Origin of the sequence: Leucobacter sp. HNU (assembly GCF_047946755.1) — a bacterium.
In the GTDB taxonomy this organism is placed as follows: Bacteria; Actinomycetota; Actinomycetes; order Actinomycetales; family Microbacteriaceae; genus Leucobacter.
The window spans coordinates 2,502,410-2,520,592 of the sequence record NZ_CP178837.1 but is presented as its reverse complement, the minus strand read 5'-3'; the positions used below and the strand labels follow the sequence as shown (position 1 = coordinate 2,520,592).

Annotated in this window: 14 protein-coding genes; 10 read left to right on the top strand and 4 right to left on the bottom strand. The window is 70.7% G+C overall.

Translation table 11 applies throughout. From position 1 onward, the window contains the following. Positions 1-61: 61 nt before the first annotated feature. Positions 62-2,032 (top strand): hypothetical protein, encoded by a 1,971-nt coding sequence (locus tag AB3K78_RS12400; protein ID WP_416443682.1) that lies wholly within the window; start codon positions 62-64, stop codon positions 2,030-2,032. An 81-nt stretch (positions 2,033-2,113) separates the two neighbouring features. Here the strand turns inward: AB3K78_RS12400 and AB3K78_RS12395 are convergent, their stop codons facing one another. After that, on the bottom strand, positions 2,114-2,734 hold the full coding sequence (locus tag AB3K78_RS12395; protein ID WP_416443680.1) for a TetR/AcrR family transcriptional regulator: 621 nt from the start codon (positions 2,732-2,734) through the stop codon (positions 2,114-2,116). Between the two features lie 111 nt (positions 2,735-2,845). Between AB3K78_RS12395 and AB3K78_RS12390 the strand changes: the two genes are divergently transcribed. The 3 genes from AB3K78_RS12390 (at position 2,846) to AB3K78_RS12380 (ending at position 5,077) form a co-directional block, all read left to right on the top strand. Continuing rightward, positions 2,846-3,631 (top strand): SDR family NAD(P)-dependent oxidoreductase, encoded by a 786-nt coding sequence (locus AB3K78_RS12390; RefSeq protein ID WP_416443678.1) that lies wholly within the window; start codon positions 2,846-2,848, stop codon positions 3,629-3,631. A 92-nt stretch (positions 3,632-3,723) separates the two neighbouring features. After that, positions 3,724-4,383: a dihydrofolate reductase family protein gene (locus tag AB3K78_RS12385; protein WP_416443676.1), complete on the top strand. Its 660-nt coding sequence runs from the start codon at positions 3,724-3,726 to the stop codon at positions 4,381-4,383. A 49-nt stretch (positions 4,384-4,432) separates the two neighbouring features. Further along, positions 4,433-5,077, top strand: coding sequence for a LysE family transporter (locus AB3K78_RS12380; protein ID WP_416443674.1), 645 nt, complete (start codon positions 4,433-4,435; stop codon positions 5,075-5,077). A gap of 22 nt (positions 5,078-5,099) precedes the next feature. Here the strand turns inward: AB3K78_RS12380 and AB3K78_RS12375 are convergent, their stop codons facing one another. Together AB3K78_RS12375 and AB3K78_RS12370 are read right to left on the bottom strand one after the other, a co-directional pair. Next, the gene (locus tag AB3K78_RS12375) at positions 5,100-5,663 is read right to left on the bottom strand and encodes a pyridoxine/pyridoxamine 5'-phosphate oxidase (protein WP_416443672.1); all 564 of its coding nucleotides are present in this window, start codon (positions 5,661-5,663) and stop codon (positions 5,100-5,102) included. Between the two features lie 100 nt (positions 5,664-5,763). Next, positions 5,764-6,906, bottom strand: coding sequence for a mannose-1-phosphate guanylyltransferase (locus AB3K78_RS12370; RefSeq protein WP_416443670.1), 1,143 nt, complete (start codon positions 6,904-6,906; stop codon positions 5,764-5,766). A 201-nt stretch (positions 6,907-7,107) separates the two neighbouring features. Here AB3K78_RS12370 and sdhC point away from each other — a divergent pair, with 201 nt between their 5' ends. From sdhC to AB3K78_RS12345, 5 genes are read left to right on the top strand one after another with little or no spacing between them, the layout of a single operon-like run. Further along, positions 7,108-7,524 (top strand): succinate dehydrogenase, cytochrome b556 subunit, encoded by a 417-nt coding sequence (gene sdhC, locus AB3K78_RS12365; protein ID WP_416443668.1) that lies wholly within the window; start codon positions 7,108-7,110, stop codon positions 7,522-7,524. A gap of 16 nt (positions 7,525-7,540) precedes the next feature. Next, positions 7,541-7,981 (top strand): succinate dehydrogenase, hydrophobic membrane anchor protein, encoded by a 441-nt coding sequence (gene sdhD, locus AB3K78_RS12360; RefSeq protein ID WP_099724112.1) that lies wholly within the window; start codon positions 7,541-7,543, stop codon positions 7,979-7,981. A 25-nt stretch (positions 7,982-8,006) separates the two neighbouring features. Continuing rightward, a complete protein-coding gene (gene sdhA / locus AB3K78_RS12355) occupies positions 8,007-9,839 on the top strand; it encodes a succinate dehydrogenase flavoprotein subunit (RefSeq protein WP_416443665.1) in 1,833 nt (610 codons plus the stop codon). A 3-nt stretch (positions 9,840-9,842) separates the two neighbouring features. Beyond that, on the top strand, positions 9,843-10,610 hold the full coding sequence (locus AB3K78_RS12350) for a succinate dehydrogenase iron-sulfur subunit (RefSeq protein WP_099724110.1): 768 nt from the start codon (positions 9,843-9,845) through the stop codon (positions 10,608-10,610). Between the two features lie 13 nt (positions 10,611-10,623). Beyond that, complete coding sequence (locus tag AB3K78_RS12345; RefSeq protein WP_416443663.1) at positions 10,624-11,547, top strand: YihY/virulence factor BrkB family protein; 924 nt, start codon at positions 10,624-10,626, stop codon at positions 11,545-11,547. Positions 11,548-11,550: 3 nt separating this feature from the next. Here AB3K78_RS12345 and AB3K78_RS12340 read toward each other — a convergent pair whose 3' ends face one another. Continuing rightward, on the bottom strand, positions 11,551-13,218 hold the full coding sequence (locus tag AB3K78_RS12340) for a sigma-70 family RNA polymerase sigma factor (protein WP_416443661.1): 1,668 nt from the start codon (positions 13,216-13,218) through the stop codon (positions 11,551-11,553). A gap of 292 nt (positions 13,219-13,510) precedes the next feature. On the opposite strand from AB3K78_RS12340, the gene AB3K78_RS12335 reads away from it, so the two are divergent. Continuing rightward, positions 13,511-18,154: an SdrD B-like domain-containing protein gene (locus tag AB3K78_RS12335; RefSeq protein WP_416443659.1), complete on the top strand. Its 4,644-nt coding sequence runs from the start codon at positions 13,511-13,513 to the stop codon at positions 18,152-18,154. Positions 18,155-18,183 lie beyond the last annotated feature (29 nt).

Genomic DNA, 18,183 nt, shown 5'->3' with positions numbered 1-18,183 from the left:
GACTCGAACCAATTCGTACCGAGGATCCGGGACCGGATCCGAACATGGGGGACCACGAGAAGTGAAAGAACTGAATCGAAAGCCGTCAGGGGGAATCCGAGCGGCGAGGCGGCCGGCCGCCGTCGGCGGTGCGCTGCTCGCGCTCATCGCACCGATGATGGTGCCGGCGATGGCGCAGGCCGATCCGGCCCCCACGGCCGAGGCCGTGACCATCTCGAAGGCCGGGGCCTTCACCCAGGTCGTGCCCGACGGCGTGTGCGCCGTGCGGGTCACGGTCGCCGGAGCGCCGGGCGGCGTCGCGATCGCCGCCGGCGACGCGGAGCCCGACCCCGAGAATCCGGGCGAGCTGCGCGGAGCCAACGGTGCGGGCGGCGTCGTCAGCGCCCTGCTGCGGGCGAACGCGGGCGAGAGCCTCTCGGGTGTGGTCGGTTCCGCCGGCGGGAACGGCGGCGCGGCGGGCGCCCCCGGAGGCGGCACCGGTGGTCGCGGCGGGCACCCGGGCGGCGGCGGAGGCGGGTACACCTCGCTGACACTCGGCTCCGACCTGCTGCTGCTCGCCGCGGGCGGTGGCGGCACCGGCGGCGGGCACACGGGCGATCACGGGCACGGCGGCGACGGCGGCTTCGACCTCTCCGCCTCCGCGAGCGTCCCCGGAGGCACGGTGTTCGCGGGCGGCGACGGCACCGAGGGTCGTGACCTCGGCTGGAACCAGACGCCGGTGAAGCACCCCGGTGCCGGTCTCGGCGGCGGGACCTCCGGCGGCACGCGCGGCCAGAACCCCCAGAGCAACACCGATCCGGCGGTGCCCGGCGGCTTCGACTGGAACGGCTTCGCCGGATCCGCGATGCAGGGCGGCAACGGCGGTGCCGACTTCGGCGCCGATACCGGCGGTGCCGGTGGGGCGGGCTACTTCGGCGGTGGCGGCGGTGCCGCGACCAACGGGGACGTCGGCTCCGGCGGGCAGTACTTCGTCGGCGGTGGCGGTGGCGGCGGTGCGAGCTTCGCCGCGGAGTCCATCGACGCCGCGACGCTCGATCTCGGCAAGAACCGCGCCGGCGCCGACGCGGCCAACCCGGGCTCGGCGCTCCCCGCGTACGCGAAGTTCGAGTGGGTCATGTGCGACTACAACCTGGCGATCTCGAAGAGCGTCGTCGGCGCTCCGGTGTTCGAGGACGGTGCCACGGTTCGCTACTCCGTCACGGTGAAGAACACCGGTGACGAGGACATGGCGATCGGCGACACCGTCACCGTGCTCGACGACCTCGCGGTCGGCGGCACGATCGTGTCCGTCACTGGCCTCGGGACCTCGGTGCCCGCGGTCGGCGGGACCGTCACCGCGGCCGGCATCGAAGCCTACGACCTGGTCGGCGATGGCGACGCCCAGCGCCCGCGCGGCCTGGCCGCAGGCGACTCCGTGACCATCGTGTACGACGTCGTCGTCAGCGGGACGGAGCCCGTCAAGAACACCGCGACCACGGGCGACCGCGTCGACGGGGACGACGACGATGCGGCTTCGGTGACGATCGACCCCGCACGGCCCTCGCTCAGCCTGACGAAGTCGGCCGACACCCCGAAGATCACCTCGGTCGGCCAGCAGGTCACCTACTCCTTCGTGGTGAAGAACACCGGCAACATCGAGATCCGCGACGTGAAGATCGCGGAGGGCGAGTTCAGCGGCGCGGGCGAGCTGCCCGCGCCGACCTGCCCCGTGAGCACGCTGCAGCCCGGTGAGACCGAGACCTGCACGAGCGTGTACCGCGCGGTCGCGGCCGACCTGACCGGTGACGACCTCACCAACACGGCGACGGCCGGAGGCCGCACGCCGCTCGGCGCCGACGTGACGAGCGACGAGTCGGCGGCCAAGGTGCTGACGGTGAAGCCGGTTCCGCCGGCGACGCCGACGCCCTCGCCGGAGGCGCCGAAGCTCGCCACCACCGGCGGCGAGAACCTGGTCGGCTGGGCCGCTGCCGCCGCGGTGCTCATCGCGCTCGGTGCCGCGTCGACGGCCGTCGCCCGTCGCCGTCGCGTGTGACGCGGGACTGATCGACGCGGGCGCGGGTCCCGGGCTCCTCGGCCCGGGGCCCGCGCCCGCGTCCGCATCCTCCGACCGGGCTCAGCGCTCGGAGACCCCGCTCGAGAGCTCGGCGAACGCGCGTCGCGCGAGAGCGGCGGGCGTGCCGCCCGAGCCGTCGGGGTCCGCATCCGACTCGCTCCAGTGCTCGAGGCCGATCCGGATCGCATCGGTCGCGGCGGCCGCGAGCAGCCGCACCTGGAACGGGTCCGCCGTTTCCCCCTCGAGCTCCGCCACGATGGCGCGCAGCCGCGTCTCGGAGTCGTGGTTGACGCGATGCCAGACGGCGCGAAGGGCCGGATCCTCGATCATCGCCCGCAGCAGGCCGCGCGTCCAGCGCAGCCCTTCGCGCTCCGCATCGCCCGCGGGGATGAGCAGGTGATCGATGATCTCCGGGATCGCCGTTCGGGGGTCGCCGGGCGGCGAGGCCGCGAGGGCGTCCTGCCAGGACGCGGCGCCGATCCCGAGCAGGGGCGCGACCGCGTCCTCCTTCGTGGGGAAGTAGCGGTAGAAGGTGCGCAGCGAAACCCCCGCGGCCGCTGCGATCGCCTCGGCGGTGACCCGGCTCGCGCCGTGCTCGGCGAAGCGGGCGGCCGCGGCCCGTGCGATCGCGAGACGGGTGTCCGCCTTGCGGCGTGCGGTGAGTGACGGTGCGGATTCCACGGTTCGAAGCGTACGGGAATTCGGGGGCGATCGCCGATGTTGTTCTATGTGGCACGTCGTGCCACACTGGCACTACGTGCATCACATCTCGAATACTCGAAAGGTCGAATCATGAACCGTTACGAAGGTCGCCGCGCACTCGTCACCGGTGGCGGATCAGGGATCGGGCAGGCCACCGTGCTGCGCATGCTCGCCGAGGGCGGCACGGTCGTCGCGGCCGACGTCAGCGAAGCCGGACTCGCGGACACGGTCGCGAAGGCGGGCGACGCCGCAGGGCGGCTGCACACCACCATCGTCGATATCGCGGACGAGGCCTCGGTGCGCGCCGGGGTCGCGGCGGCGGTCCGACAGCTGGGCGGTCTCGACGTCCTCGTCAACGCGGCCGGGATCCTGCGCTCCTCGCACACGCACGAGACTTCCCTCGAGTCCTTCGAGCAGGTGCTCCGCGTCAACCTCGTCGGCACCTTCCTCATGATCCGCGAGGCGATCCCCGCCCTGCTCGAGGGCAACGGATCGGCCGTCGTGAACTTCAGCTCGACGTCCGCGATGTTCGCGCACCCCTACATGTCCGCCTATGCGGCGAGCAAGGGCGGCGTGCAGTCGATGACCCACGCCCTCGCGGCCGAGTACGCGAAGCAGGGCATCCGATTCACCGCGGTGCAGCCGGGCTCGATCTCGTCGGGCATGACCGACGGCTCGGGTGCGAGCAAGCAGAGCCAGGGACCCGGTCTCCCCGAGGACGCCGACATGATGCTCTTCATGAAGCTGCAGCCCGCGCTCGGCGAGGGCTTCGCCGGACCCGAGACGGTGGCGGGCGTCGTCGCGATGCTCGCGAGCGACGACGGACGGTTCATCACGGGCACCGAGGTCCGCATCGACGGCGGCACCCACTTCTGATTCGCACGGGCCGGGAGTAGGGTGTCCTCAGCTTCCGGCCCGCAGGCGCCGCCGATCACGGGGCACGGAGCTCCAGAGACGGAGGATCCGCGATGAGCGGAGGACGACTGCGAGCCCACAACCTCGCGATCTCGCTCGACGGCTTCGGCACCGGGGCCGACCAGCGTCTCGAATCGCCGTTCGGGCACGCGGGAACGCGCCTGATGGAGTGGTTCTTCCCGACAGCGACCTTCCAGGGGCTGACCGGCACGCGCGAGCGGCAGGCCGTCGATCCGGCGACCGAGCCGGACGATGCCTACGCGCGCCGCGCCTGGGACGGCATCGGGGCCGAGATCATGGGCGCGAACAAGTTCGGTCCGCCCGGTTGGCAGGACGATCCCGAGTGGCGCGGCTGGTGGGGCGACGAGCCTCCGTTCCACACCCCCGTGATCGTGATGACGCATCGAGAGCTACCGTCGCTCGAAGTGGGGGAGACGACCTTCCACTTCCGCAGCGGATCGCCCGAGGACGTGCTCGCCGAAGCGCGCGAACTGGCGGGCGGACTCGACGTCCGGCTTGGCGGCGGCCCGTCCTCCACCCGTTCCTTCCTCGCCGCGGGGCTCGTCGACCTGCTCCACGTGGTGCAGGTGCCGATCCTGCTGGGACGCGGCGAGCGCCTCTGGGACGGACTGGAAGGGCTGGAGCAGGGGTACCGCGTCGAGTCGGAGACGACGCCGAGCGGCGTCACCCACATCGTGTTCGCCCGGGACTGAGCCCGGGCAAGGGGCGGATCGGCGGACGCCGATCCCGTACACTCGCCTGGTGACCCTCGCGACCTGGCTCTCCCTGCTGACCGCCACGGTCGTGATCAGCCTCACGCCCGGCGCGGGCGCCATCAACACGATGTCGAACTCGATGCTCGTGGGATGGCGCCGCTCGGGCTGGGGCGTGCTCGGCCAGCAGCTCGCGCTCGTCGTGCACGTCATCATCGTCGCGGCGGGCGTGGGACTGCTGGTCTCGCGCTCGCCGCTGATCTTCTCGGCGATCCGCTACGCGGGCGCGGCCTATCTCGTGTTCCTCGGGATCCGACTGATCCTCGCGAGGCCGACCGCCGCGGACGACGAGGAAGAAGACGGGACCGGCGGGGCGACGATCACCCGCGGGGAGCCGGCCTGGTCGATCGTGCGGCGCGGGTTCTGGGTCAATCTGCTGAATCCCAAGGCGATCGTCTTCTTCCTCGCCTTCATCCCGCAGTTCATCCGGCTCGATGCGCCGCAGCTGCCGCAGTACCTGCTGCTGGCCGTGACCGTGATCGGCGTCGACGTCGTCGTGATGTGGGGCGTCTTCGCGACGGCCGCACGACCCTTCGCGAAGGTCGTGCGCGACCCGCGGGGGCAGCGCACCCTCAACTCGGTGTTCGGCGGGCTGTTCATCGGCGTCGCCGCGCTCCTGCTGTTCGTGCACTGAAGCGGCTCGCCCCGCCGCCGGTTCAGCCCGCGGGCGTCGTCACCCGGTCGTGGGACCAGGCCCCCGCTCCGTCCCGCCGGTACTCGATCCGCGGATGCTTGCGATCGTGCTGGGCCTGCATGAACTCGTACTCGCTCGGCACGAGCGCGTAGCGCTGCCAGTCCGGGTTGGGGGATCCCGTGTAACTCGGACGATCGGCCCAGTCGCGCTGCGAAACCGCCTCGTCGAGCGCGACGACCGAACCCGTGACGCGGACCTGGCGACCCGACTCGCGCCAGAAGAACAGCATGGACGCAAGCGGATGCGCGTCGAGTTCGGCGCCCTTGCGCGAGCTGCGGTGCGTCGAGAAATGGAAGCCGTCGTCGTCGATGTCCTTGACGATGAGCGTCCGGCCGACCGGGACCCCGTCGGGGCGGACCGTGATGAAGGTCATCGCGTGCGGCTGGCGCTCGCCGCTGTCGATCGCCGCCCCCAACCAGTCCCGGAACAGCTCCTCGGGATCGTCGGGCAGCTGTGTCGGATCGAGCGGCGGCAGCTCGTCGGGGAATGCGGGAAGCGTGCGGAGGACGGGCTCGAGATCGCTCATGGGGCCACGCTACGCCCGTCGATCCCGACCCGTCCAGTCGCACGGGTTCAGCGGCCGAGCGCGGGCGCCCCGGCGCGGGGCGCCGCAGGGCGCTCCCGGTTCAGAGCAGGTGGCCGCCGCCCGTCACGCGCATGCGGGTGACGAGGTTCTTGACGTCCTGCGCGTGCGCCTTCGAGGTGACGAGCAGCACGTCGGCGGTGTCGACCACGACGACGTCCTCGACGCCGACGAGCGCTACCAGGCGGTCGCTCTCGGAGACGACGATGCCGCTCGACGCGTCGGACAGCACCTGCGCGCCGTCGCCGAGCACGGCGAGGTCGCTGCCCCGGCCGCGCGTCAGCAGGTTCGCGACCGACGCGAAGTCCCCGACGTCGTCCCACTCGAAGTGCGCCGCGACGCACACCATCTTGCCGGCCGCCGCAGCGGGCTCCGCGACGGTGTAGTCGATGGCGATCTTGGGGAGGCCGTGCCACAGGCGCTCGCGCACGCTGGCCGCCTGATCGGTGCCCCACGCTGCGGCGATCTCGCGCAGCGCGCGCACGAGCTCGGGCTCGGCGAGCGCCATCTGATCGAGCAGCACCGTGGCCCGGGCGATGAACATGCCGGCGTTCCAGAGGAAGCCGCCGTGCTCGACGTAGTCGCGCGCCGTCTGCTCGTCGGGCTTCTCGACGAAGGAGGTGACGTCGTAGACGTCGAACGGGGCCAGGTCGCCTCGGGCGGCGCCGCTCTCGATGTAGCCGAAACCGGTCGCGGGGTGCGAGGGGTGGATGCCGATGGTGGCGATGTACCCCTGATCGGCGGCCTGGACCGCGGTGCGGATGGCGCGTTCGAAGAGCACGTTGCCCCGGATCACGTGGTCGGCGGCGAAGGACCCGAGGATCGCGTCGGGGTCGCGCAGCTCGAGGATCGCGGCGGCGAGGCCGATCGCGGCCGAGGAGTCCTTCGGCTCGCTCTCGGTCACGAGGTTCTCGGCGAGCAGCTCGGGCAGCTGCGCCTCGACCGACTCGCGGTGTGCGCTGCCGGTGACGACCATGATGCGGTCCGCCGGGGCGATGGGGGTGAGGCGATCCCAGGTGGCCCGGAGCAGCGAGTCGCCGCTGCCCGTGAGGTCGAGCAGGAACTTCGGCGCGTTGGCGCGCGAGAGCGGCCAGAGCCTGGACCCGACGCCGCCTGCGGGGATCACGCAGGTGAGGCGCTCGATCGCGGGGACGGTCCGTGCGTCGGCGGGGGAGGGATCGGTCATGCCTCCAAGACTAACGACCCGCGCCTCGGCGCACCGTGGATCGCGCGTCCGGATCCGCGATCGAATGGTGCCATAATGGGTTCGCGGCGGATTCTCAGCAGTGCAGCACGCTCGTGGCCATTCGCCCGTCCGCGCTGCCGTGAACCCGTGTGATGTTGCCGTAGGCGATCGCCTACGGCCCACGATTCGAGGAGGGTGCACGTGTCAGCCCAAACGGCAGAGGCCGCGCCAGCGGCGAAGAAGCGGGAACGCGTGGGCGGCACGCTCTACCGCGGCAGTGTCGGAATGTGGTCCTGGGTGCTGCACCGCATCACCGGCGTGGCCATCTTCTTCTTCCTGCTCGTGCACGTGCTCGACACGGCGCTCATCCGCGTGAGCCCCGAGGCGTACGACGCCGTCATCGGCACCTACAAGACCCCCATCATGGGTCTCGGCGAGCTCGGCCTGGTGGGCGCGATCGTGTTCCACGCCTTCAACGGCCTGCGCATCATCCTGGTCGACTACTGGAGCAAGGGCACCAAGTACCAGCGCACGCTGTTCTGGATCGTCGTCGTGCTGTGGGCGGTCACGATGCTCGGCTTCGCGCCGCGCCACCTGATGAACGTGTTCGGGCACTGAGGCGAGGAGAAGAGAGATGACGACGATCGAAGCTCCCCGCACGCAGCCCGCGGCCAAGAAGCGCACCAACTGGGAGAAGTGGGGCTGGATCTACATGCGCGCCTCCGGCGTGCTCCTGGTGGTCCTGATCTTCGGCCACCTGTTCTCCAACCTGATGGTGGGCGACGGCGTGCACGCCATCGACTTCGCCTTCGTGGGCGGCAAGCTGTCGAGCCCCTTCTGGAAGGTCTGGGACCTCCTGATGCTGTGGCTCGCGCTCATCCACGGCGCCAACGGCATGCGCACCATCGTGAACGACTACGTGTCGAAGCCCGGCGTGGCCAAGGCGCTCAAGGTCGCGCTGTTCCTCGCGGCCGCGCTGCTGATCCTGCTCGGCACCCTGGTCGTGTTCACCTTCGATCCGTGCCCCGCGGGCGCCGACCCCTCGCTGGTCGCCTCGTTCTGCACGGCCAAGTAACAGTTTTCGAACGGAGTAGCTACACGTGACTACCAACACCCACGAGGGCGAGGACGTGACCGTCAAGGACGGCGTCACCTACCACCAGTTCGACGTGGTCATCGTCGGTGCCGGCGGTGCCGGTATGCGCGCGGCGATCGAGGCGGGCCCGAAGGCCAAGACCGCGGTCATCACGAAGCTGTACCCGACCCGCTCGCACACCGGCGCGGCGCAGGGCGGCATGGCCGCGGCGCTCGCCAACGTCGAGGACGACAACTGGGAGTGGCACACCTTCGACACGGTCAAGGGCGGCGACTACCTCGTCGACCAGGACGCGGCGGAGATCCTCGCGAAGGAGGCCATCGACGCGGTCATCGACCTCGAGAACATGGGCCTGCCCTTCAACCGCACCCCCGAGGGCAAGATCGACCAGCGCCGCTTCGGCGGCCACACCCGCGATCACGGCAAGGCGCCCGTGCGCCGCGCCTGCTACGCGGCCGACCGCACGGGTCACATGATCCTCCAGACGCTGTTCCAGAACTGCGTCAAGCTCGGTGTGAACTTCTTCAACGAGTACTACGTGCTCGACCTGGTCATGACCGGCGAGGGCAAGGACCGCAAGCCGTCCGGCGTCGTGGCCTACGAGCTCGCCACCGGCGACCTGCACGTCTTCCAGGCGAAGTCGATCGTCTTCGCCACGGGCGGCTTCGGCAAGATCTTCAAGACCACCTCCAACGCGCACACCCTCACCGGCGACGGCGTCGGCATCGTGTGGCGCCAGGGCCTCCCGCTCGAGGACATGGAGTTCTACCAGTTCCACCCGACCGGCCTGGCGGGCCTCGGCATCCTCCTCACCGAGGGCGCCCGAGGCGAGGGCGCGATCCTGCGCAACGCGAGCGGCGAGCGCTTCATGGAGCGCTACGCCCCCACCATCAAGGACCTCGCGCCCCGCGACATCGTCGCGCGCTGCATGGTCCAGGAGGTGCTCGACGGACGCGGCGCCGGCCCGCACAAGGACTACGTCTACCTCGACTGCACCCACCTGGGCGCCGAGGTGCTCGAGACCAAGCTCCCCGACATCACCGAGTTCGCGCGCACCTACCTGGGCGTCGACCCCGTGACCGAGCCGGTCCCGGTGTTCCCGACCGCGCACTACGCGATGGGCGGCATCCCGACCAACAACGATGCCGAGGTGCTGGCCGACAACGACACCGTCGTGCCCGGCCTGTACGCCGCTGGCGAGTGCGCCTGCGTCTCGGTGCACGGGTCGAACCGACTGGGCACCAACTCGCTGCTCGACATCAACGTGTTCGGCAAGCGCTCGGGCAACAACGCGGCCGACTACGCCAACACCGCCGAGTTCGTCCCGCTGCCCGAGGACCCCGCGAAGAACGTGCGCGAGATGGTCGAGAACTTCCGCAACGGCACGGGCACCGAGCGCGTCGCCGACCTCCGCAAGGAGCTGCAGGAGGCCATGGACCGCGGCGCCCAGGTGTTCCGCACCGAGGAGTCGCTGACCGAGGTCCTCGGCGTGATCCACGACCTGCGCGTGCGCTACGCGAACGTCGGCGTCCAGGACCGTGGCAAGCGGTACAACACCGACCTGCTCGAGGCCATCGAGCTCGGGTTCCTGCTCGACCTCGCCGAGGTGCTCGCGTACGCGGCGCGCAATCGCAAGGAGAGCCGCGGCGGTCACATGCGCGACGACTACCCGAACCGCGACGACGAGAACTACATGCAGCACACCATGGCGTACCTCACCGGCGACCCGCACTCGCCGAACCCCGAGGACCACATCACGCTGGGCTGGAAGCCGGTCGTCTTCACCAAGAACGAACAGGGCGAGTTGCGGTACCCGCCGATGGAGAGGAAGTACTAACCCATGAGCGCCACCTCCAACGGCCCCGGCAACCCCGCCGAAGAGGCCGGACTGAAGCCGTTCAACGTCACCCTGCTGGTCCGCCGCTACGACCCCGAGTCGGGCCGCGAGGCGTACTGGGAGGACTTCGACGTCCCCATGTACCCGACCGACCGCATCCTCGACGCGCTGCACAAGATCAAGTGGGACCAGGACGGCACGCTGACCTTCCGCCGCTCCTGCGCGCACGGCATCTGCGGCTCGGACGCGATGCGCATCAACGGCAAGAACCGCCTGGCCTGCAAGACCCTGGTGAAGGACCTCGACATCACCAAGCCGATCACGGTCGAGGCGATCAAGGGCCTGCCGCTCGAGAAGGACCTGATCGTCGACATGGAGCCGTTCTTCGCGGCCTACCGTCAGGTGCAGCCGTTCCTCGTGTCGGGCACCGCGCCCGAGGGCGGGAAGGAGCGCAAGCAGACGATCGCGGACCGTGAGCGCTTCGACGACACGACCAAGTGCATCCTCTGCGCGGCGTGCACCACCTCGTGCCCCGTGTTCTGGACCGACGGCCAGTACTTCGGCCCGGCCGCGATCGTCAACGCGCACCGCTTCATCTTCGACTCGCGCGACGAGAACGCTCAGGTGCGCCTCGACATCCTCAACGACACCGAGGGCGTCTGGCGCTGCCGCACCACCTTCAACTGCACCGACGCATGCCCCCGCGGCATCCAGGTGACGAAGGCCATCGCCGAGGTCAAGGCTGCGATCCGCACCGGAAAGACCTCCTAAGCAGATCGGCGCTATGCAGGCGCTCTGGCAGCGGGTGCTCCGCCTGCGTCCGTATCGTGCGTTCTCGCACTTCACGGACGTGGGCGGCAGCACCCTTTCTGCTGGAATGAGCTATCAGGCCCTGTTCGCCGTCTTCGCGGCGCTCTGGGTCGGGTTCGGCGTGCTCGGGATCCTGCTCCGGGGCCGGCCGGAGCTGCTCGACACGATCATCACTCAGATCAACATCCTCGTCCCCGGGCTCGTCGGCACGGGAAACGATACGAACGCCGCGGTCAAGCTCGACGTGCTGCTCGAATCGCGCACCTTCGACTGGCTCAACCTGGTCGCCGGCGCATCCCTGATCTGGGTTGTGCTGGGCTGGTTCACGAGCACGCGGCGCTCGATCCGGCTCATCTTCGATCTCGAGGTCAAGCAGTACCGCAACGCGATCCTGCTGAAGCTGCGCGACTTCGCGCTCGCGATCGGCTTCTTCATCGCGCTGCTCGTCTCGGCGGCGCTGACGGTGCTGAGCTCGAACCTCACCGACTTCCTGTTCTCGCTCTTCGGCGCGGACCCCGACAGCTGGCTGTTCGGATGGCTGGGCGCGCTCGCCCGGTACGGGGCGCTCTATCTCTTCGACGTGCTCGTGCTCGTCGCGATCCACTGGTTCCTCGCCGAGGTCGAGGTGCCGTTCTGGCCGCTGCTGCGCGGTGCCGCGCTCGGAGGGGCGGCGCTGTTCGGGATCAAGCTGCTCGGCTCGGCGCTGCTCGGCGGTGCGACGAGCACGCCGCTGCTCGCGACGTTCGCGGTGTTCGTCGGCCTGCTGCTGTGGTTCAACCTCGTGTGCCGGATCCTGCTGCTCACCTCGGCATGGATCGCGACGGGGCAGGACGCCTCGCTGGGCCTGCCGCAGGAAGAGCCGGACCGCGCCGAGACGGAGCGATCCGGCTCTCCGTGACCTTCAGGAGCAGCCGGCGAGCGTGATGTCGAGCGGTGCCGCGGATCCCGCGGCGCCGGTGAATCCGATCCGGACCTGCACGTCCGCCAGGGTGACGCCTGCGGGGAGCTGGCTCGTCGTCCCGCCGAGAAGGCTCGGCGAGGTCCAGGCGTTCGACGGGCCGTAGGTGCCCACCGACATGGACTGCGGGGACCTGCCGGGCACCCGCACGGTGAAGAACACGGTGCCCGGCGTGGACGCGTTGCCGACGAGCTGCGCGATGGAGCCGGATGGCGCGGCGGGTGTCAGCGTGCAGGCGGAGTAGCCCGCGGACGGCGTCGGCGTCGGAGTCGGCGTGGGGGTCGGTGTCGGTGTCGGGGTCGGGGTCGGGGTCGGCCCGGGCGTCGGCGACGGTCCGGGCGAGGGGGCGGGCCCGGGCTTCGGGCCGTCCGCATCCCCGGTGCCCTGCGCCGCCGCGCCGGCTTCAGCGGCCGCGTCGCTGGTCGGGCTCGGCGTCGGGGACGCCGTCGGACGGGCGGTGGGCTTCTGCTCGGGCGACTGGGTCGGCGAGCTCGGCTTCGACGTCCGTCCGGGCGTCCGTTCGGCGGCGCTCGAACTGGGTGCCGTCGGCCGGGAACCGGTCGCCGAGGGCGAGAACATCACGGCCCCGGTGATCGCCGCCGCGGCTGCGACGCCCACGGTCGCGACGATCGCGACCGGAGTCGCGACGCCCGCGAGAAGCCCCGCGCCGGTGGCCGCGGTCGTGCCGCCCGCGGTGGTTCCGGCGCCCGCGCCGGTGGCGGCGCCCGCTGCTCCGGCTCCGGTTCCCGATCCGGCTCCGCCGGATCCCGCGACCGATCCGACCGTGGCCGCGGCGGCGGTGCCGCCGGCTGCGACACCGCCGTGCCCGAGCGCCGAGAGCAGGGCACCGGTGCCCCCGAAGCCGAGCAGCGCGATGGCGAGGGTGCGCGCGAGGTCGAGATCGAGCACGCGGAGTTCCTCGGACGCATTGCGGCACGCGGCGCAATCCTCGAGATGGGCTTCCACCGCTCGCCGCTTGCCCGGCGTGAGCCGGTGCTGTCCGTAGCGCTGCAGCAGCTTGCGCGTCGAAGCGCACTCGTCGGACACGATGTCCTGCTCGACGTGGGCGTCGATCCAGGCGCTGCGCAGCGCCTTGCGGGCGCGCACCGCCAGCGCCGAGACGCCGTTGGGGGAGACGCCGAGGATCGAGGCGATCTCGCGGGGCGGAAGCCCCTCCACCTCCGTGTACCAGAGCACGGCCTGCCACCGCTCGTTCAGCGTGGTGAACGCGCGCGCGACCGTGTCGTGGTCGAACCCCTCGTCCGCGCCCGGGATCTCGGAGTCCGGAGTGGGCACCGAATCGGGTTCGGCGTCCTGCTCGAACGATCCGCGATCGGCATCGGCGGCGGTCGTCTTGATCACCCGGTAGAGGTACGGGCGGAAGGCGCCGGTCGGGCCCCGCCCGTCGCGCACGAGCGCGAGGATCTTGAGGTACGCCTCCGAGACCAGGTCGTCGGCGTCGAGATGCGGTGCGAGGCTGCGTGCGGCGACGCGGCCGGCGGCCGAGTGCCGGCTCCAGAGCTCGGCGAATGCCGCGGTGTCTCCGGCGCGGCTCGCTTCGAGCAGGGCCGGGTCGTCGCGGTCGTGCGATGGTGAACCGAGGTTCGGCATGACGGCAGAAGTCCCCCTTGTGCATTGACTGCAAGACCGCCCGGCGTGTGCCGATCCGGTCCTCCCCCTGCCAGCTGCGGACCGGAATGTTCCGACCGCCGCCGTCTGCAGTGTCGATGCTACCCGCGACACGCCGAAAGAAAGAATTTCGCAAACACGCGTCATGAAACGACGGATCCTCCGTGTTATGAGAGTGCCCGGTCTCCGTCGGTTCCTCTCCCCTAGCAGGATCGGCGGGGGCCGGGCGCATCTACGGGGCGGCCGCGAGGCCGTGGGGAAGGGAAACACGACGATGACACCTGCGGAAACGACGGGACGGCCGAGCATGCGCAGACGCGCGCTCGCGATGCTGATCTCCACGTTGACAGTCCTGATGGGAGCGATCGCGCTCACGCCCGCCGCGGCCCAGGCCGCGTCCGGCGAGATCCGCGAGGCCGCGATCACCATCGTGAACGACGGCACGAGCGTCGTTCCGGGCGACTCCTCGACCACCGACGGCAAGGTCGCGGTGGGCAACCGCGCGAGCTTCGCCTGGTCGGTGACGGTCAACGAGCTCACGGACGGCGTCATCACGCAGACCCTTCCCGAGGGATGGAGCTGGGACCAGCAGTCGCTCGTCACCTCCGGCATGCAGAACCCCGGTGGGCTCAACGGCTACACCTCCTCGTTCGAGGTCTCGCCCGACGGCCGCACCGTGACGCTGCACCTCTCCTCGAGCGTCGGCGCCGCGGGGACCCAGATCATCGAGTTCCGGTCGCCCACCGCGGTGGTGAACCGCACCCAGGCCGCGGTCAACGCCGTCTACACGCCCGAACTGTCGGTGACCGACGGCGCCGGGACGAAGGCCGTCCCCGCCACCGGCACCCCCAGCACCCTGACCACCGTCGGCGCCGAGCGCATGGACCTGATCAAGGGCGGCCGAACCGGCGCCGCCGCTGCCGAGGGCACCTTCGACTTCGGCAACGGGCCCGAGCCCGCGCTGCGCCACTCGTTCTACGTCGAGCTGCAGTACGGCAGCGGAATCGGCGACCTGCCGTTCAAGTGGCAGGGACCGATGGCGATCGACGACGCGTTCTCCCTGACCAAGAACGGCGCGAACGCGCTCGGCAGCCGCCAGGCGATCACCCTCGGAAACAAGTCGCACGCGGGCCTCGACGTGAAGCTGCAGAACGTGGACGCCGCGAGCGGCACGTTCCAGGTCGTGTTCGACAGCATCCCCGATGCGCCGTCGGTCTGGACCGATGTGAACATCTGGATCCCGCGCTCCCAGGTGCCGAACACGACCGCTGCCGGCACATTCCCGATCGTCATGTCGAACACGGTCTCCAAGCCCGCCGGTGCCGACTGGAAGAGCGCCGACGGCACGCCGCTGAACGACTGGACGAACACCAACAACACCCAGGTCCGCAACTACGAGGTGAAGGATCCGATCGACGGCGGCTGGGGCGCGCAGCTCTGGTACGACCTCGTGCAGGCGAAGAACAGCTCCCAGCCGGTCAACGGCTACGGGGTCCTGCCCGGATCCAAGTTCGGCGGCAACATCCGCTACATCCCCGCGACGACGCAGCCCGCGGGCACCAGCACCATGGTGCCGACGCCGGCGAAGGGGCTCAATCTGATCCAGCGCTGGAACCCGGCGGACGCCGTGATCGACCCGAGCGTCGCGGACGAGGTCACCGCGTTCGATCCGGCGACCGGAGCGGCGAAGCCGAGCACCGAGGGGACCGACTACCGGGTGTACTACACGACCGATGCGGTCGACAACGCGAGCCCGACCTGGGTACCGCGCAGCAGCTTCACGGGCGACGTGAACACCGTCACGGGCGTCCGCTACGAGTACATCGGCAACGGCGGCGTGTTCAATCCGGGCCCCGGTGCCGTCGACTTCTCGCGCTACCGCTGGCAGGCGGTTCCGCACTTCACCGTGGTGCGGCCGCTGCCCGCGGCCGGTACCAACGACCTCGCGCGGATCCTGCTGACCGGCTCGGCCCAGACGGCCTCCCCGGCGGCCCCGGGCGCCATCGCCCGCGACCTCTACGTGCGGGCCGGAGGTGCGGCGATCTCGAAGAAGGGCGTCGTGCTCGACTCGAACGGGGACGTGCAGAAGCCCGAGACCGTGTACCTGAACGCGGGTCAGTCGGTGCGGTACACGATCACGCCGCAGCTCACCGGCCTCGCCAGCGGTCTCGTGCCCGATGACGCCAGCGCGCTGACGATCCCGAACGTGGTCGTCGCGGACTGCCTGCCGGCCAATACGCTGCCGAACACGCTGAACTTCGACTCGCTCGACACGAGCAAGTGGAAGGTCGCGGCGATCACGCCGAACGCGTGCGGCAACGGCACCCGCACGGTGGTCTCGTTCGCGTACCAGGGCCAGGCGAAGTACGCCGATCCGCTGGCGCCGATCACCTTCTCGATCGGCACCTCGCAGGTCGCGCCCGCCGGCTCGGCGTTCGACAACTACGCCGAGATCCGCGCCGACGGCGTCTTCGCGGCGAACGGCGGTCCCGCCGCATCGACCAGTGCGATCATGTACGCGTCGCAGCTCAACGTGGCACGCGTCGAGAAGGCGACCAAGTCGCCGGTGATCGAGCGCGGCTCGCTCGCCAGCTACGACGTGACCTGGTTCAACTTCCTCTCGACCTCGCGCGGGAAGAGCGCCTTCGTCGACGTGCTGCCCTACGACGGGGACCCGCGCGGGACCTCGGTGCACGGCGCGGTGGCACTGGAGTCGGCGTCGCTGAGCGCCGACAGCGCGACCGGCGCCAAGCTGCAGCTCACCACCGATCCGGCGATCCGCACGGGCAGCGCGGGCACCGCGCCGGCCGACGGGGTGACCTGGATCGACTACGCGCAGGCGACGCCCGCCGAGATCGCCGCGGCAACGGCGCTCCGGGTTTCGATCGGCGACTTCATCGCCGGTGCGAAGAGCGTCGGTACCCTCAGCTACAGCCTGAAGGCGCCCGACGCGGTGAACGGCGACGTGCTGCGGAACACCGTGACCGGGTCGCTGATGGACGGCGCGACTCCGCTCCCGGCCGGTGCGCCGGTCGACGTCCGGATCCAGAGCAGCACCATCACCGGAACGGTGTGGAACGATGCCAACGGCAACGGAGCGCGCGAGGTCGGCGAGCTGGCGATCCCGGGCGCGAAGGTCGAGCTGCTGAGCGGCGACGGGGCGACCGTGCTCGCGGAGACCACGAGCGACGCGAGCGGCGGCTACGCCTTCCCGAACCGGACCTCCGGCGACTACCTGATCCGCGTCGACCTGTCGACCCTGCCCGCCACCAGCGGTGCGTGGTCGAACACCGCGGCCCCGGCGAACGGCTCGAACGGTCGTTCGGGCGTCGTCAAGGTGCTCGCGGGTTCGGACCTCACGGGGCAGGACTTCGGGTTCCGGGACAACGTTCCCGGCGTGAAGCTCGAGAAGTCGGGCACGGCTCCGGCGAAGATCGAGGCCGGACAGCCCGTCACCTGGACCTTCACCGTTACGAACACCGGGAACACCCGCCTCGAGAACGTGCGCATCAGCGACGCGCTCCCGGGCATCAGCTCGATCGGCTTCGCGCAGTGGCCGAACGCCGCGCAGCCGGGTGTGCTCGGCACGGGCGAGAGCGTCACCGCGACGGCGACCTCGCCGCTGACGCAGGCCCAGATCGACGCCGGCGTCGCCGTGAACACGGCCACGGGCACGGGAGACTCGGCGGTACCGAACACCACCGTGTCGTCGGAGGACACCGCACGCGTGGTGCTGCCCACCACGTCGGGGATCTCGCTCGACAAGACCGCGATGATCGGATCGGGCACCGACCCGGCCGATGCGGTCGCGGGAGACACGGTGCACTACTCGTTCACCGTGAAGAACACCGGTTCGGTGACGCTGAGCGACGTGCGGGTGAAGGATCAGCTCGCGGGGCTGTCCGCGATCCAGTTCGGTGCGTGGCCGGATCCGGCGAAGCCGGGCACGCTGCTGCCGGGCCAGGAGGTGCGCGCGACCGCCGAGCTGCAGCTCACCCAGGCGCACATCGACTCCGGCGCACTGAAGAACGAGGCGACGGCGACGGGCACCGCGCCCGACGGCGGCACCGTGCAGGATGACGACTCGGTGACCCTGCCGTTCGACAACCGGCCGCTGATCGACCTGCAGAAGACCGCGACCGGCCCCCAGGGCCGTGCCGCGGCCGGCGGAACGGTCGACTACGCCTTCACGATCACCAACGCCGGCAAGTCGACGCTGCACGACGTGAAGCTCTCCGACGAGCTCGCGGGGCTGTCCGCGATCCAGTTCGGCGCGTGGCCGGATCCGGCGAAGCCGGGCACGCTGCTGCCGGGCCAGCAGGTCCGCGCCACCGCGAAGCTGCAGCTCACGCAGGCGCACCTCGACGCCGGGTCGCTGACCAACACCGCGACCGCGACCGGCACCGATCCCGCCGGGACCGGGGTGCGGGCCGATGACTCGGCGCAGCTCGGATTCGGCCAGGCGCCGTCGATCTCGCTCGAGAAGCGGGGCGCGCTGTCGAAGGACCAGCGCACCATCCGCTATTCGTTCACCGCGAAGAACACGGGCAACGTGACCGTGTCCGGCGTGACGATCGACGACCGCCTGCCGGGCCTCGGCGCGATCGAGTACGCGTGGCCGGGCACGCCGGGCGTGCTCGCTCCGGGCGAGACCGTCACCGCGACGGCCGAACTGCCCGTGACCGAGGCCATGCTCGGGACGCAGGTGAAGAACACGGCGACCGTCACGGGCACGACCGGGCTGGACACCAGGGTCTCGGCTCGGGACACGGCGCTCGTGCAGGTGCCGGCGAAGGCCGCGAAGCCGGATCTCGCCGTGACCGGCGGGCAGAGCCTGATCGGTCTGGCCGTCGCGGCGCTGCTCGCGATCGGTGCCGGCGGCGTGCTGCTGCTGAGGCGCCGACGCGCCGAGCAGTAGGACTGCGGGGGTGAGGCGGGCCGGCCGGG

Excerpts from the sequence above, each read along its gene's own strand:
- sdhD (WP_099724112.1), top strand. The coding sequence starts at position 7,541 with ATGACGACGATCGAAGCTCCCCGCACGCAGCCCGCGGCCAAGAAGCGC.
- AB3K78_RS12390 (WP_416443678.1), top strand. The coding sequence starts at position 2,846 with ATGAACCGTTACGAAGGTCGCCGCGCACTCGTCACCGGTGGCGGATCA.
- AB3K78_RS12370 (WP_416443670.1), bottom strand. The coding sequence starts at position 6,906 with ATGACCGATCCCTCCCCCGCCGACGCACGGACCGTCCCCGCGATCGAG.
- AB3K78_RS12340 (WP_416443661.1), bottom strand. The coding sequence starts at position 13,218 with ATGCCGAACCTCGGTTCACCATCGCACGACCGCGACGACCCGGCCCTG.
- AB3K78_RS12385 (WP_416443676.1), top strand. The coding sequence starts at position 3,724 with ATGAGCGGAGGACGACTGCGAGCCCACAACCTCGCGATCTCGCTCGAC.
- AB3K78_RS12345 (WP_416443663.1), top strand. The coding sequence starts at position 10,624 with ATGCAGGCGCTCTGGCAGCGGGTGCTCCGCCTGCGTCCGTATCGTGCG.
- AB3K78_RS12350 (WP_099724110.1), top strand. The coding sequence starts at position 9,843 with ATGAGCGCCACCTCCAACGGCCCCGGCAACCCCGCCGAAGAGGCCGGA.
- AB3K78_RS12375 (WP_416443672.1), bottom strand. The coding sequence starts at position 5,663 with ATGAGCGATCTCGAGCCCGTCCTCCGCACGCTTCCCGCATTCCCCGAC.
- AB3K78_RS12335 (WP_416443659.1), top strand. The coding sequence starts at position 13,511 with ATGACACCTGCGGAAACGACGGGACGGCCGAGCATGCGCAGACGCGCG.